Source organism: Glycocaulis sp., from assembly GCF_050485565.1.
In the GTDB taxonomy this organism is placed as follows: domain Bacteria; phylum Pseudomonadota; class Alphaproteobacteria; order Caulobacterales; family Maricaulaceae; genus Glycocaulis.
In genome coordinates this window covers 130,012-143,649 of the sequence record NZ_JBJHBQ010000003.1, presented here as the reverse complement: position 1 = coordinate 143,649, position 13,638 = coordinate 130,012, and the positions used below count along the sequence as shown (strand labels likewise).

The window sequence follows — 13,638 nt, the reverse complement described above, 5'->3', positions numbered from 1 at the left end:
CCAACCATATCGAAACTCGATAACATATCGAAACTCGATAAGGAAGCGGTTTTTTCGAAAAACGATAAATTTTTGCCGTCTCTCGTGAAATCTCCTGCGGATTTGAGGGGTTGGTTACGGCCTAGTAATGCAGCGCGCGGCCATACGCATCCAGCACGCTCTCATGCATCATCTCAGACAGCGTGGGGTGGGCGAAGACGGTGTGCATCAGCTCGGCCTCGGTGGTTTCCAGCTGGCGCGCAACGACATAGCCCTGAATGAGCTCGGTCACTTCCGCGCCGATCATGTGGGCACCCAGAAGCTCGCCGGTCTTCTTGTCGAACACCGTCTTGATGAGGCCCTGATCTTCGCCGAGCGCAATCGCCTTGCCATTGCCCACAAAGGGGAAACGGCCGACGCGCACTTCGTGGCCCGCTTCCTTGGCTTTGGCTTCGGTAAGCCCCACCGAGGCGATCTGCGGGTGGCAATAGGTGCAGCCCGGAATGTTCGACTTGTCCATCGGGTGGACGTTCTGGCCCGCGATTTTCTCAACGCAGATCACGCCCTCATGGCTTGCCTTGTGGGCGAGCCAGGGCGCGCCGGTAACATCACCAATGGCATAGAGCCCGGAGATGCCGGTGGCGCCATAGCCGTCGGTGACGACATGGCCGCGCTCGATTTTCACGCCCAGCGCTTCGAGGCCCAGATTTTCGACATTGCCGGTAATGCCGATGGCGAGAATCACCTTCTCGACCTCGATGGTTTCCGACTTGCCATCGACCTTGATGGTGGCCTTCGCACCAGACTTGGCTGTTTCCAGCTTTTCCACCTGCGCCTTGGTGATGATCTTGAGGCCCTGCTTCTCGAAGCTCTTCTTCGCCAGCTGGCTGATCTCTTCGTCCTCGGCAGGCAGGATGCGGTCCACCATCTCCACCACGGTCACTTTGGAGCCGAGCGTGGAATAGAAGCTCGCAAACTCCATCCCGATTGCGCCCGAACCGATGACGAGGATGGATTTGGGCAGCGCGTCCGGCACCATGGCTTCCTTGTAGGTCCAGATGGTCTTGCCATCCGGCTCCAGCCCCGCTGCCGGGATGGTGCGCGCGCGGGCACCTGTGGCCAGGATGACGTGTTTGGCTTCGTAGGTGGACGATTTGCCGTCCTTGCCCTTCACGGCGACTTTGGGGGCCTTGGAGCCTTTTTCCAGCTTCGCCTCGCCCTCGATGACGGTGACCTTGTTCTTCTTCAGGAGGTGGCCCACCCCACCGGAGAGCCGCCCGGCGACCTTGCGGGAGCGCTTGACGATGGCCTCGATATCAAAGCGCACATTGTCGGCCTTCAGGCCAAACTCCTCGGCGCGCTGGAAGAGATGGTAGATGTCGGAGGTGCGCAGCAGCGCCTTTGTGGGGATACAGCCCCAGTTGAGGCAGATACCGCCCAGATGCTCGCGCTCCACCACGGCCGTTTTCATGCCGAGTTGCGCCGCGCGTATCGCCGCGACATAGCCGCCCGGTCCGCCGCCAATGACGATGAGATCAAACTGGGAATCGGCCACGGCCCTGTCCTTTCACCTCTGCGCGGCTCAACTGGCCGCAACGTTTCTCTGTCTTGCCGCCAGCGCGGGCGCGGGCGACGGCTTGCCGCTTTCATCAACCGCCACGATGACAAATTCGGCGCGCGCCACGGTGCGCCTATCCCCGCTCATCAGGTTCTCGGCGTCCATCTGCACGCCGACCCGCATCGAGGTGCGACCCACATCAATGACTTCAGAGTGCAGATCGATCATCTCGCCTTCATGGGCGGGCTTTTCAAAGCTGATCTTGTCAGAGGCTGCCATGGTGACATTCATCCGGGCGTGGCGGTAGGCGGCGATCACCGCCGCCTTGCCCATGCGCTCCATAGCGCCGCCGCCATAAAGACGGCCCAGATGATCGGTGTCGCCGGGGAAGATGATCTCCACCATGCGGCTGGCACCATTGGAGGGGTCCAGCTCCGGCAGGCGCGTGCGCGGCACGGGCGGCAGAGCCTCCGGGTTCTCCTTGCGGTCCGCCGCGACCATGACGAATTCGCCTTCGGTACAACGATGGCGCTCACCGGTGAGCATGTCTTCGGCGTCCAGCTGCACGCGCACGCTCAGCGAATGATGGCCCACCATGCGCACCTGGCCGGTCAACTCCAGAAGATGGCCGAGGCGCGCAGGGGCGCGAAACTCGATCTTGTCGGAGGAAGCCGTCACGAAGGGCCGGCGGGCGTGACGCGCGGCAGCCAGAAAAGCCACCTTGTCCATATGCGCCATCGCCGTGCCGCCAAACAGGCTGCCCTGGTGGTTGGTCTGCTGCGGGAAGACCAGATCGCACAGGCGGATGGCACTGTCAGGGCTGGGTTGGATGGCCATCTACAGCAACATCGTCACCGGATCTTCGACGAGCGGTTTGAGCGCGGCGAGGAATTTCGCGCCCGTCGCGCCGTCGACCACACGGTGATCGCAGGTCAGCGTGATCGTCATAACCGTCGCGATGGCCAGCGCGTCATTCTTGACCACAGGGCGCTTCTCCCCTGCCCCGACGGACAGGATCATGCCCTGCGGTTCGTTGATGATGGAAGCAAACGATTTGATGCCCATCATGCCAAGATTGGAGATGGAGAAGGTGCCGCCCTGGAACTCTTCAGGCTTCAGCTTGCGTTCCCGGGCGCGGGCGGCGAGGTCTTTCATCTCTTCGGAGATTTTCGCGAGCCCCTTGGTCTCCGCCTTCTTGATCACCGGCGTGATGAGCCCGCCATCAATCGCCACGGCCACCGCCACATCGGCGTGTTTGTGCATGACCAGCCCTTCATCGGTATAGCTGGCATTGCTTTCAGGCACGCGGATGAGCGCGAGCGCGCAGGCGCGGATCAGCATGTCATTGACCGACACCTTCACACCTTCCGGCGCTTTGGCGTTGAGCTCCGAGCGCAGTTTCAGCAGCGCATCCAGCTCCAGATCAATGCTCAGCGGGAAGTGCGGCACATCGCGGAAGCTTGCCGTCATGCGGCGCGCGATGGTCTTGCGCATGCCGTCCAGCGGCACGACTTCGTATGTGCCGTCTTCCAGATTGAGGCTCGCCACGCTGATCTTGCCGGGTTCGGTCTTGGCGGGCGCGCCCGTCTTGTCCTGCACGGCGTCTTTCTTTGACGCCTTGGAGACGCCTTGCGACAGCGCGGCCTCGACATCGCGCTTCACGATGCGGCCATTCGGGCCGGAGCCTTCCAGATCGCTTAAATCCAGCCCTTCCAGCTGCGCCATGCGCTTTGCCAGCGGCGAAGCCTTGAGGCGGGAATCCCCCCCTCCGTCTCGCTTGCGCTCAGCGTTCACCGCTTCGCGGTTCACCCCACCGTGAACGGGGGAGGAAACCGCATCCTCGCCATTCTTTCCTCCCCCGCGTGCGGGGGAGGTGTCCGCCTTGGCGGACGGAGGGGGGGAATCTTCCTTGGACGATTTCGGTTCCTTGCCCTTGCCCTCATCCTGAGGAGCAGGCTTTTGCGAAGCGGAAGACTGCACGTCTTTCAGCGCGCTCTCATCTTCGCCCTCTTCCAGCAACACGGCGATGACGGCATTGACCTTCACGCCTTCGGTGCCGCCTTCGACGACGATCTTGCCGACACGGCCCTCATCGACGGCCTCGACCTCCATGGTGGCCTTGTCGGTCTCGATCTCGGCGATCACATCGCCGGATTTGACCTCATCGCCCTCTTTGACGAGCCAGCGCGAGAGCGTGCCTTCCTCCATGGTCGGCGAGAGTGCGGGCATCAGGACTTCAATCGGCATTGTCAGCTCCGCTGGATCGTACGGCGTGGGGAACGAGGGTATCGATCATCAGTTCGCTATCCCGCCACGCGGGGTATCGGTGGGGTTGTTTATCTCAGCCTGAAACAGGCCCAGCATTTCGTTCAGGGCAGCATCAGGGCTCGCGGCCTTTCCCGTCTGAGCCAGTGCTATCGCCATATGCCGGGAAAAGTCGGCCAGCAGAATGCCCGCATGGCTGCCGCTTTCTATCACTTCGGTGTCGATATGCACGGTGACGTCGCCGTCATCGGCTCGAAATGCGACGAAGAATGGGGAAGCATCCTGCTGCATGGCACCTACTCCGCGTACGTGACGGCTTTGACCGCCTTGATGATGTCATCGACACCCGGCAGTGCGAGCTTTTCAAGGTTCGCGGCATAGGGCAGCGGCACATCTTCCTGATGCACGCGCGCGGGCGGCGCATCGAGATAATCGAACGCCTCTGCCGTCACGACGGCGGCGATTTCCGCGCCAACGCCCATGCGGCCCCAGCCCTCTTCGGCGCAGACGATACGGTTGGTCTTCTTCACGCTTTCCACCACCGTATCGGTGTCCAACGGGCGCAGGGTGCGCAGATCGATGACCTCGCACTCAATGCCTTCTTCGGCCAGCTTCTCTGCCGCCTGAAGGGCGAAGCCGACCATGCGCGAGTGGGCCGTAATGGTGCAGTCTGTGCCCTCGCGGCGGATTTTCGCCTTGCCGATGGGCAGCACCCAGTCGTCCACATCCGGCACATCAAAGCTCTCGCCATAGATGAGCTCGTGTTCCAGGAACACGACCGGGTTCGGATCGCGGATCGCGGCTTTGAGGAGGCCCTTGGCGTCCGCTGCGTCATAGGGCGCGATCACTTTCAGGCCCGGCACGTTGGCATACCAGGCCGAATAGTCCTGGCTGTGCTGCGCGCCGACGCGGCTGGCTGCGCTGTTCGGCCCGCGGAACACGATGGGACAGCCCATCTGCCCGCCGGACATGTAGAGCGTTTTCGCCGCCGAGTTGATGATGTGGTCAATCGCCTGCATGGCGAAGTTGAAGGTCATGAACTCCACGACCGGTTTCAGACCCGCAAACGCCGCCCCGACGCCCACACCGGCAAAGCCGTGCTCGGTGATCGGGGTATCAACGACGCGCTTTGCCCCGAACTCTTCCAGCAGCCCGCGCGTGACCTTGTAGGCGCCCTGATACTCTGCGACCTCCTCGCCCATGACGAAGACCCGCTCATCGCGGCGCATTTCCTCGGCCATCGCATCACGCAGCGCGTCGCGCACCGTGGTGGAGACCATCTTGGTGCCTTCAGGGATTTCGGGGTCTTTGAGGGAGGAGGATTTGGCCTTCTTCTCACCGCCCTCGTCCTTCGAGACGGATGCTTTCGCATCCTCCTCAGGATGAGGGCTAGCCTCCTCAGAATCCTTTTTACCCTCATCCTGAGGAGCGCTCTTCTGCGAAGAGGCCGATTTCACCGCCTCATCGCTCTCGCCTTCCTCTTTCAGAATGGCGATGGGCGCATTGACCTTCACGCCTTCACTGCCCTCTTCGACCAGCAGTTTGGCGACGATGCCTTCCTCAACGGCTTCCACCTCCATGGTGGCCTTGTCGGTCTCGATCTCGGCGATCACATCGCCGGATTTGACCTCATCGCCTTCCTTGACGAGCCAGCGGGCGAGCGTGCCTTCCTCCATCGTGGGAGAGAGAGCGGGCATGAGAACTTCGATAGGCATCAGGCAGCCTCAGGTTTGAAGTTGAGCGCGTGCTCACGCATGCGCACGGCAAATTCGGTCAGGGTGTTGAGCGGGCGGATCAGGACCTCCAGGCGCGCCATGCGGCCTTCGCTGTCCAGCGTGATCTTGTCGAAGCCCACAAGGCCCTTGCCGGCAACGGCCCCGGTGAATTCCAGCAAGATCTCATCACCGTCTATCCACTCGCGGCGATAGGCGAAGTCATCAATGCTGGCGATCACCCCGGCAAGGATGTGGATGATGTAAGCCTTGTCTGCGCTGGGCTTCCACACGACGGGGGAATGCAGCTCGCACCCATCCGCGATAATCGCGGACATCGCGCCAGCGTCTTTTGCTGCTACGGCCTCGTGCCAGGCATTGAGGAAGGCGCGGGCCGTCATGCGTCAGCCTCGATCAGCACGTCGGTGTAGAGCTCGGACGGATCGGGCTCGGGGCTCGACTGGGCGAACTCGGCCGATTCCTGGACGATCTTCTTGATCTCTTTTTCCATCTCTTTGAGCTGGTCCTCGGTGGCAAACTTGCCTTCGAGAATGCGCTTCTTGGCGAGATCGATCGGGTCCTTGTGCTCGCGATATTCGTTCACCTCGTCGCGCGTGCGGTATTTGGCCGGGTCGGACATGGAGTGGCCGCGATAGCGGTAGGTCTTCATCTCCAGAATATACGGCCCCTTGCCGGCGCGGGCATGCTCTACGGCCTTCTTCGCGGCCTCGTAGACGGCGTTCACATCCATCCCGTCGACTTCCTCGCCGGGGATGTTGAACGACACGCCGCGCTTGTAGAGATGGGTTTCGGATGAGGAGCGCTTAACGCTCGTACCCATGGCGTACTGGTTGTTCTCGATGATGTAGATCACCGGCAGGTTCCAGATCTTGGCCATGTTGAAGCTCTCATAGACCTGGCCCTGATTGGCGGCGCCGTCGCCGAAATAGGTGGCGCACACCTTGCCGTCCTCGCGATAGGCATTGGCGAAGGCCAGGCCCGTTCCCAGCGACACCTGCGCGCCGACAATGCCGTGCCCGCCAAAGAACTGCTTCTCGCGGCTGAACATGTGCATGGAGCCGCCCTTGCCGCGCGAATAGCCCCCTTCGCGGCCCGTCAGCTCGGCCATCACGCCATTGGCGGTCATGCCGGCGGCCAGCATGTGGCCGTGATCGCGATAGCCGGTGATGACCTGATCGCCCTCGCGCAGCGCGCTCTGCACGCCGACCACAACCGCTTCCTGACCGATATAGAGATGGCAGAAGCCGGCAATCAGCCCCATGCCGTAAAGCTGGCCCGCCTTCTCCTCGAAGCGGCGGATCAGCAGCATGTCGCGATACCAGCCGATATATTCGTCTGCGCCGGGCCCTGCGGGCTTCTTAGAGCGGGACGGAGATTTGGAGGAGGCAGGTTGCCGAGCGGCCATACTTCACACGCGAAATAATATCGCGCTCCCTTGTCAAGAACTGACGCGGGAGTATCAGACAGACGCCTGCCGGGTAAAGCCTGAAACGGTAGTTTTGCGTATGCGAAGAAACGCGCTGCGGTGCAGCAATGTTCAGTATGCGATGGGTTGCGGCTCGAGGCGCACAATGATCTCGTGCGGATGTGCAAAGTTGAGCACATCCCTCGCCCGCTCCTCGACATAATCGAGATCCAGCTCGCCTGAAGCCGGGGAAAGCCGGGCCACCCGGTCTTCGAGCCGCATGCGCTCGGCGCGGGCATCAGCGAGTTCTGCTTCTGCCTGGGCAATGCGCGCGGAGACGACCGCCTGCTGCACGAAGCCACGGTCAGAATAGAAGGCGTGATGGGCCACATAGCCCAGCACGCCCACCATAACGCCTATCAGGATGAAGCGCTTCAGCGCATTCATACCCGCCTCCATCCACCGTCCGCCTTTTGCGGATCGAACGGCTGGAAGCTATCGCGATAGCGTAAAGGAAACGTTAGGCGAATCGTTAATCAGGGCGATTCGGATGCCTATTCCGCAGCGATGGCGCTGCGCCCCGCATAGACCGCCATATCGCCCAGCTCGGCTTCGATACGCAGAAGCTGGTTGTACTTTGCGGTCCGGTCTGCGCGCGCCAGCGAGCCGGTCTTGATCTGCCCGCAGTTGGTGGCGACGGCGAGGTCGGCAATCGTGTTGTCCTCGGTTTCGCCAGAGCGGTGGCTCATCACTGCGCCATAGCCGGCACGCAGGGCCATCTCGACAGCATCCAGCGTTTCAGAGAGCGTGCCGATCTGGTTGACCTTGACCAGAATGGCGTTGGCTGCACCCTCCTGGATGCCACGGTGGAGACGCTGCGGGTTGGTCACGAACAGATCATCGCCCACGAGCTGGCAATCGCCTTCCAGCGCTGCGGTAAGGAGGTTCCAGCCCTCCCAGTCATCCTCGGCCATGCCGTCTTCGACAGAGATGATGGGATAGGAGGCGACGAGACCCTGCAGATAGGCGGTGAAGCCCACGCCATCATAGGTCTTGCCCGCGCCTTCCAGCACATATTTGCCATCGCGGAAGAATTCGGTGGAGGCGACATCCAGTGCCAGCACGACGTTCTCGCCCGGCTTGTAGCCCGCATTCTCGACAGCCGCCATGATGGCATCGAGCGCCTCTTCGGGGCTGCGCAGATTGGGCGCAAAGCCACCCTCATCGCCGACATTGGTGTTGAAACCATCAGCCTTCAGACGCGCGCGCAGGGCGTGGAAGATTTCCGCACCGCACTGCAGTGCATCGGAAAACCGGTCAAAGCCGGTCGGCATGATCATGAATTCCTGGAAATCGATGGGATTGTCCGCGTGTGCGCCGCCATTGATGATGTTCATCATCGGGGTCGGCAGGACGCGGGCATTTACCCCGCCCAGATAGCGGTAGAGCGGCATATTGGCCGACAGGGCCGATGCTTTCGCCGCTGCCAGCGACACGCCCAGCATGGCGTTCGCGCCGAGACGCGCCTTGTTGGGCGTGCCATCCAGCGCGATCAGCGTCTGGTCGATGCGGCGCTGCTCCTCGGCGTCAAAGCCCGCCAGCGCATCGAAAATCTCACCCTCGACCGCCTCAACCGCCTTGCGGACACCCTTGCCGCCATACCGGTCACCGCCATCGCGCAGCTCTACCGCCTCGTGTGCGCCCGTGGAGGCACCGCTGGGGACAGCTGCGCGGCCGATGGAGCCGTCTTCCAGTTCAACATCCACCTCAATCGTGGGATTGCCCCGGCTGTCGAGAATCTCGCGCGCAATGATGTCGGTGATGGCGGTCATGGGGCGTTGTCCTTGGCATTAAAGGCGCGGAGAGGGTTCACCCGCGCCGAAAAGGGTTTCTGGCGCGCTTGATAGCCGAGGGCCGGTCAAGACAAAAGCCCCGCGCGGGGAATCGCGCAGGGCTTTGATCAGAACCGTATGTGCCGCGCCATCACGGCGCGGAACGGATCAGTCTTCTTTCGGCGTGAGAATCTGCTTGCCGCGATACATGCCGGTCTTCAGGTCGACATGGTGCGGACGGCGCAGCTCGCCGGTGTCCTTGTCCTCGACATAGGCCGTGGTGCCGATCGCGTCGTGGCCGCGGCGCATGCCACGCTTGGACGGGGAGGTTTTGCGCTTAGGGACCGCCATGGGTCTCTCCTGAACTTGTCGTTTTCAAAAATCTGTCTGGCCTCGCGATTGCGCGCGAAGCAGTGAGCGGCGGGCTATACCTGTTTGCAAAGACCAAGGCAACCGCTCTGGTGCGCCCCATCTGCGAGTGTGATCGGGTTACAGGTGATTCGCATCGCGTTTTGCGCTAGTATCCCCTCAAGCAGTCCCGCCCGCAGGCCAGACGACATCAAGGCTCGGAACTTACTGTTGAGATGAGTCGGTAGGACCTCTGGCGCGGACTGCGGTTCTATGATCCCCCTCACACCAGCCTTGAATGCTCCATGGCTGCCGCGATGAAGCTGGCAAACAGCGGATGCGGATCGAAGGGGCGTGATTTGTATTCCGGGTGGAACTGCACGCCGACAAACCAGGGATGGTCCTTGTGCTCGACAATTTCGGGCAGCAGGCCGTCCGGTGACAGTCCGGAGAAGATGAGGCCGTGGGCCTCCAGCTGCTCACGGTAGGCGATATTCACCTCATAGCGGTGGCGGTGGCGCTCGGAAATAAGCTCCTCGCCGTAGATTTCCCGCGCTTTGGTACCGGCAACCAGCTGGGCCGGGTAGGCCCCCAGACGCATCGTGCCGCCGAGATCGCCCGCTTTCGAGCGGCGTTCCAGCTCATTGCCCTTGGCCCATTCGGTCATCAGGCCGACCAGCGGCACTTTGGGCTCGCCAAACTCGCTGCTGCCTGCGCCCTCAATGCCCGCCAGATGGCGTGCGGCCTCGATGACGGCCATCTGCATGCCAAAGCAGATGCCGAAATAGGGAATCTTGCGCTCACGTGCGAATTTCGCTGCCGCGATCTTGCCTTCCGCGCCGCGCTCGCCAAACCCGCCCGGCACCAAAATGCCGTGCACGTCTTCCAGGGCGCTGAAGGCATCAGGCTGCTCGAACTGCTCAGAATCCAGCCAGCGCAGCTTGACCTTCACCTCATTGGCGATACCGCCATGATTGAGCGCTTCCATCAACGATTTGTAGGCGTCGATCAGCACGGTGTACTTGCCCACAATGGCGATGGTCACCTGCCCGTCAGGCTCGTTCACAGCCTTTGAAATGGCCTGCCACTGCGTCAGATCAGGCTCGGGCGCATCATCAATCCCGAAGCGCTCCAGCACTACGCGGTCAAAGCCCTGGGCATGGTATTCCAGCGGCACGTCATAGAGCGAAGACGCGTCGCGCCCCTCGATCACCGCGTTTTCCGGCACATTGCAGAACAGGGCTATCTTGCGCTTGTCCGACGGCTCGATCGGTATCTCGCACCGGCACAGCAGAATGTCCGGCTGGATGCCGATGGAGCGCAGCTCCTTGACCGAGTGCTGGGTCGGCTTGGTCTTCATCTCGCCGGCTGCCTTGATGAAGGGCAGCAAGGTGACGTGGATGAAGATGGCGCGGTCGCGGCCCAGCTCCTGGCCGAGCTGGCGGATGGCTTCAAAGAAGGGCAGGCCCTCGATATCGCCCACCGTGCCGCCGATCTCGCACAGCACGAAATCGACATCGCCCGCGTCAGACAGGACGAACTGCTTGATGGTATCGGTGACGTGCGGGATCACCTGCACGGTTGCGCCGAGATAATCGCCGCGGCGCTCGCGCTCGATGATCGTGGAATAGATCCGCCCCGTCGTGATGTTGTCGCCGCGCGTGGCCGACACGCCGGTAAAGCGCTCGTAATGGCCAAGATCGAGATCGGTCTCCGCCCCGTCCTCGGTGACATACACCTCGCCGTGCTGATAGGGCGACATCGTGCCCGGATCGACATTGAGATAGGGATCGAGCTTGCGCAGCCGGACGCGGTATCCGCGTGCCTGCAGGAGCGCACCAAGAGCGGCTGAAGCGAGGCCCTTACCAAGAGAGGAGACCACGCCGCCGGTTATGAAAATGTATCGCGGCATGGAAGGACGGGTTAGCGCAGAATCACGCGGCGGGAAAGCCACGCCCTGTCACCACATGTGAGAAAAGCCGAAAAAAGCGCAGCGGTTCAGCACCGGTGCCGCAGCAGGCAGAAGAATGAGCCGTACCCTGGCGTGTGCAAGAAGCCCGGCCAGCCGGTCCTAGCGGCCCGGCTCTTCGTCAGCGTCAGCAGGCGTGTCGCTGGCCTCGCCCTCGAACGGCGCAGGCACGTCGGCGGGCTGGTCAGCCGTTTCAGCGGCGGGTGCCTCGTCTGCCGGTATCGGCTCGCCGTCATCATCAAAGCTGAAGGGCAGCGGCCCGCGCTCGTCCTGCGTGCCGACACGGTCGATGACCGATTGCCCGGCGCCGTCCATTCTCGACAGCGCTGCAAGTGCAATCGAGTTCGCCATGAATACGACGCCCAGGATCATGCTGGTCCGGGTCAACAGATTGGCTGCGCCCCGGCCGGACACCATGCCGCCCGGCCCGCCGCCGCCAATACCCAGGGCACCGCCCTCGGAACGCTGCATCAGCACGACCGCGACCAGCGCAATCGCCACAAGAATCTGAATGATAAGCAGAATAGTGGTCATGGAGCCTTGAAACGCCTTGTTTTCCGCAAGGCGAAGGCCCGGCGGAGGATCAACTTGCCGCGCGTTGTAGCTCAGCCTCTTTTGATTTGCCACTCTCCAACTGCCGCACAGGCGCAAGCCGCCGGCGAAGGGCCTCAACGGTCTTCTCGATTTCCTTAACCGAGGATTCAACAGAGTCCCCGCCCGCAAAGGCCGCCAGCACGCCCATCGCCAGCTCTTTTATCAGGTTCAGATTGGCCATCGTGAACCCGCCCTCGCCCATCACCTCTTCACAGACCTGATAAAGCGCGAACGCAATCCGGGACGCCTCGCCCGCGCTCTGGCGCGCCAGACGCAGCCGCAATTCCTTGGCCGTGCGCGTCATATCCTCAAGGTCGAGCACTGCCACGTTTCCGGAACTCAGCTCACGCAGGCCCACCTCGACACCGACCGTCAGGCGCATGCACAGGCGGCGAATGCGTTCGGCCTCCACCGTGCGGCGCGCTTCGGCAATCCAGCGATTGGCCTCGTCGATCGCGCCCTCATCACCTTCAGTGACAACCTGCAGCGTATTGGGCGCGTCCACCCGGTTGCCAGCACCGATACCCCGGTCAATGTCCTTGCGGCGGTCCGGCCCGATATAGTCGCTCGTGACAACGAAAGGTTTGCGCGCCTTGACCAGCGTGCGGATGCGCTCTTCGGCGAAGGCAGTGGAGAATGGCCGGATGATGACGTCATCAACGCCAGAATCGATGGCCTGCTTCATCATGTTGCCGTCGCGCACCCAGCTGGTGAACGCGAACACGACAAACGGATTGCGGCCAAGTTCGCCCGCGCGCACCGCACGCACTGCGCGCAGAAGCTCGTTTTCGTTATTGACGAGTTCGGCAATGATCAGATCCGGAGATGTGTCTTCCAGACGCCGCTTGAACTCGTTGATCGAGCTAAGGCAGCTGATCTCACGGAAGCCGATCTCGTGCAGCGCATAGCGCGTATTACGCAGATTGACCCCTACCGGGTCGAATAGCAGCACCGAAGCGCGCCGATAATCGATATTCCTCATCACACCACCCATCACAGGAGGTCTTTTGCCTCCCCCGCTTGATGGCACAATGCCAGTGAAGTCTGAAAATCGCCTTACGAAGATAGGTTAACAAGGCGTGCAAAAACTCGCGGATCAAGGCTCGCTCCGCCGACCAGCGCGCCATCAACGTCCGGGCAGGCCAGCAGCTCACCGGCATTGTCCGGCTTCACCGAGCCGCCATAAAGGATGCGCAGCGCCTGTGCGTCCGCTCCGGGCCATGCAGCGCGGATCGCCGCATGCATCTCCTGCGCCTCGTCCGGTCCGGCGCTTCGCCCGGTGCCAATCGCCCAGACAGGCTCATAGGCGATAACGATTTTTTCGGCGCGGGCTTCGGGCAGACTGGCCGCCAGTTGCGCCAGAACCGTCTCGACAGCCCGGCCTTCCTCACGCTCCTTGAGGTTTTCACCGATGCAGAGAATCGGCGTCAGCCCTTCGCGCAGCGCCGCCTCTGCCTTGCTGCGTACCAGGGCATCGCTCTCGCCGTGGCCACTACGGCGTTCGGAGTGGCCGACAATGACATGGCTGCAACCGAGATCTTTCAACATTCCTGCAGAGATATCGCCGGTATAGGCACCGTCAGGCTCTGGCGAACAATCCTGCGCGCCCAGCGCAATGGCCCGGCTGGCGAGCAGCTCCCCAAACGCATGCAGCAAGGTGGCAGGCGGGCAGACCAGAACGTCCACCTCACTGGCCGCAAGGGCATCCTGAAAACGCTCCACCCAGGCCGTATCGGCCACCCGGCCGTTCATTTTCCAGTTGCCTGCGATCAGCGGGCGGCGAATTGTCATGATAGGTCAGTCCCCTGCGGCAAGCACAACTGAGCGATACCAGCCCGCCCGGCGCGGAGCAAACCCTGTTGGTTTCGCGCAGGCAGCAGCCTTGCCCGGCGCGTCTGCCACCGCTAGGGTCCCGCGCCTTGGCCAGCCAAGCCTGTTGCAGCCCTATTTACTGG

14 protein-coding genes are annotated in these 13,638 nt (G+C 62.1%); all 14 read right to left on the bottom strand.

The genetic code is table 11. The features are described from left to right. Nucleotides 1-121: 121 nt before the first annotated feature. Nucleotides 122-1,534: a dihydrolipoyl dehydrogenase gene (gene lpdA, locus ACQ5ID_RS04530; protein WP_429911277.1), complete on the bottom strand. Its 1,413-nt coding sequence runs from the start codon at nucleotides 1,532-1,534 to the stop codon at nucleotides 122-124. A gap of 27 nt (nucleotides 1,535-1,561) precedes the next feature. Then, entirely contained in the window at nucleotides 1,562-2,374 is an 813-nt protein-coding gene (locus ACQ5ID_RS04525) for an acyl-CoA thioesterase (RefSeq protein WP_429911276.1), read from the bottom strand. After that, nucleotides 2,375-3,784 carry a pyruvate dehydrogenase complex dihydrolipoamide acetyltransferase gene (locus ACQ5ID_RS04520; protein WP_429911275.1) on the bottom strand — a complete coding sequence of 470 codons (1,410 nt, stop codon included), beginning with the start codon at nucleotides 3,782-3,784 and terminating at the stop codon, nucleotides 2,375-2,377. It abuts the gene before it with no gap. A gap of 48 nt (nucleotides 3,785-3,832) precedes the next feature. Further along, complete coding sequence (locus tag ACQ5ID_RS04515) at nucleotides 3,833-4,093, bottom strand: DUF5076 domain-containing protein (protein ID WP_371394415.1); 261 nt, start codon at nucleotides 4,091-4,093, stop codon at nucleotides 3,833-3,835. A gap of 5 nt (nucleotides 4,094-4,098) precedes the next feature. Then, on the bottom strand, nucleotides 4,099-5,517 hold the full coding sequence (locus tag ACQ5ID_RS04510) for a pyruvate dehydrogenase complex E1 component subunit beta (RefSeq protein ID WP_429911274.1): 1,419 nt from the start codon (nucleotides 5,515-5,517) through the stop codon (nucleotides 4,099-4,101). Continuing rightward, the gene (locus tag ACQ5ID_RS04505; protein ID WP_429911273.1) at nucleotides 5,517-5,915 is read right to left on the bottom strand and encodes a nuclear transport factor 2 family protein; all 399 of its coding nucleotides are present in this window, start codon (nucleotides 5,913-5,915) and stop codon (nucleotides 5,517-5,519) included. Before ACQ5ID_RS04505 ends, ACQ5ID_RS04510 begins: the two co-directional genes overlap by 1 nt. Further along, nucleotides 5,912-6,940 (bottom strand): pyruvate dehydrogenase (acetyl-transferring) E1 component subunit alpha, encoded by a 1,029-nt coding sequence (pdhA, locus tag ACQ5ID_RS04500; RefSeq protein ID WP_429911272.1) that lies wholly within the window; start codon nucleotides 6,938-6,940, stop codon nucleotides 5,912-5,914. Before pdhA ends, ACQ5ID_RS04505 begins: the two co-directional genes overlap by 4 nt. Nucleotides 6,941-7,072: 132 nt before the next feature. After that, on the bottom strand, nucleotides 7,073-7,387 hold the full coding sequence (locus ACQ5ID_RS04495; RefSeq protein WP_429911271.1) for an FtsB family cell division protein: 315 nt from the start codon (nucleotides 7,385-7,387) through the stop codon (nucleotides 7,073-7,075). A 107-nt stretch (nucleotides 7,388-7,494) separates the two neighbouring features. Beyond that, nucleotides 7,495-8,772, bottom strand: a complete 1,278-nt coding sequence (gene eno / locus ACQ5ID_RS04490) for a phosphopyruvate hydratase (RefSeq protein ID WP_429911270.1) — start codon at nucleotides 8,770-8,772, stop codon at nucleotides 7,495-7,497. Nucleotides 8,773-8,940: 168 nt separating this feature from the next. Next, nucleotides 8,941-9,123: a 50S ribosomal protein L32 gene (gene rpmF, locus ACQ5ID_RS04485; protein WP_036513502.1), complete on the bottom strand. Its 183-nt coding sequence runs from the start codon at nucleotides 9,121-9,123 to the stop codon at nucleotides 8,941-8,943. Between the two features lie 280 nt (nucleotides 9,124-9,403). Beyond that, nucleotides 9,404-11,032 carry a CTP synthase gene (locus ACQ5ID_RS04480; RefSeq protein WP_429911269.1) on the bottom strand — a complete coding sequence of 543 codons (1,629 nt, stop codon included), beginning with the start codon at nucleotides 11,030-11,032 and terminating at the stop codon, nucleotides 9,404-9,406. 159 nt (nucleotides 11,033-11,191) lie between these two features. Next, on the bottom strand, nucleotides 11,192-11,623 hold the full coding sequence (gene secG, locus ACQ5ID_RS04475) for a preprotein translocase subunit SecG (RefSeq protein WP_429911268.1): 432 nt from the start codon (nucleotides 11,621-11,623) through the stop codon (nucleotides 11,192-11,194). A gap of 49 nt (nucleotides 11,624-11,672) precedes the next feature. Next, a complete protein-coding gene (locus tag ACQ5ID_RS04470) occupies nucleotides 11,673-12,677 on the bottom strand; it encodes a response regulator receiver protein (RefSeq protein WP_429911267.1) in 1,005 nt (334 codons plus the stop codon). Nucleotides 12,678-12,739: 62 nt separating this feature from the next. Next, on the bottom strand, nucleotides 12,740-13,474 hold the full coding sequence (gene tpiA, locus ACQ5ID_RS04465) for a triose-phosphate isomerase (RefSeq protein ID WP_429911266.1): 735 nt from the start codon (nucleotides 13,472-13,474) through the stop codon (nucleotides 12,740-12,742). Nucleotides 13,475-13,638 lie beyond the last annotated feature (164 nt).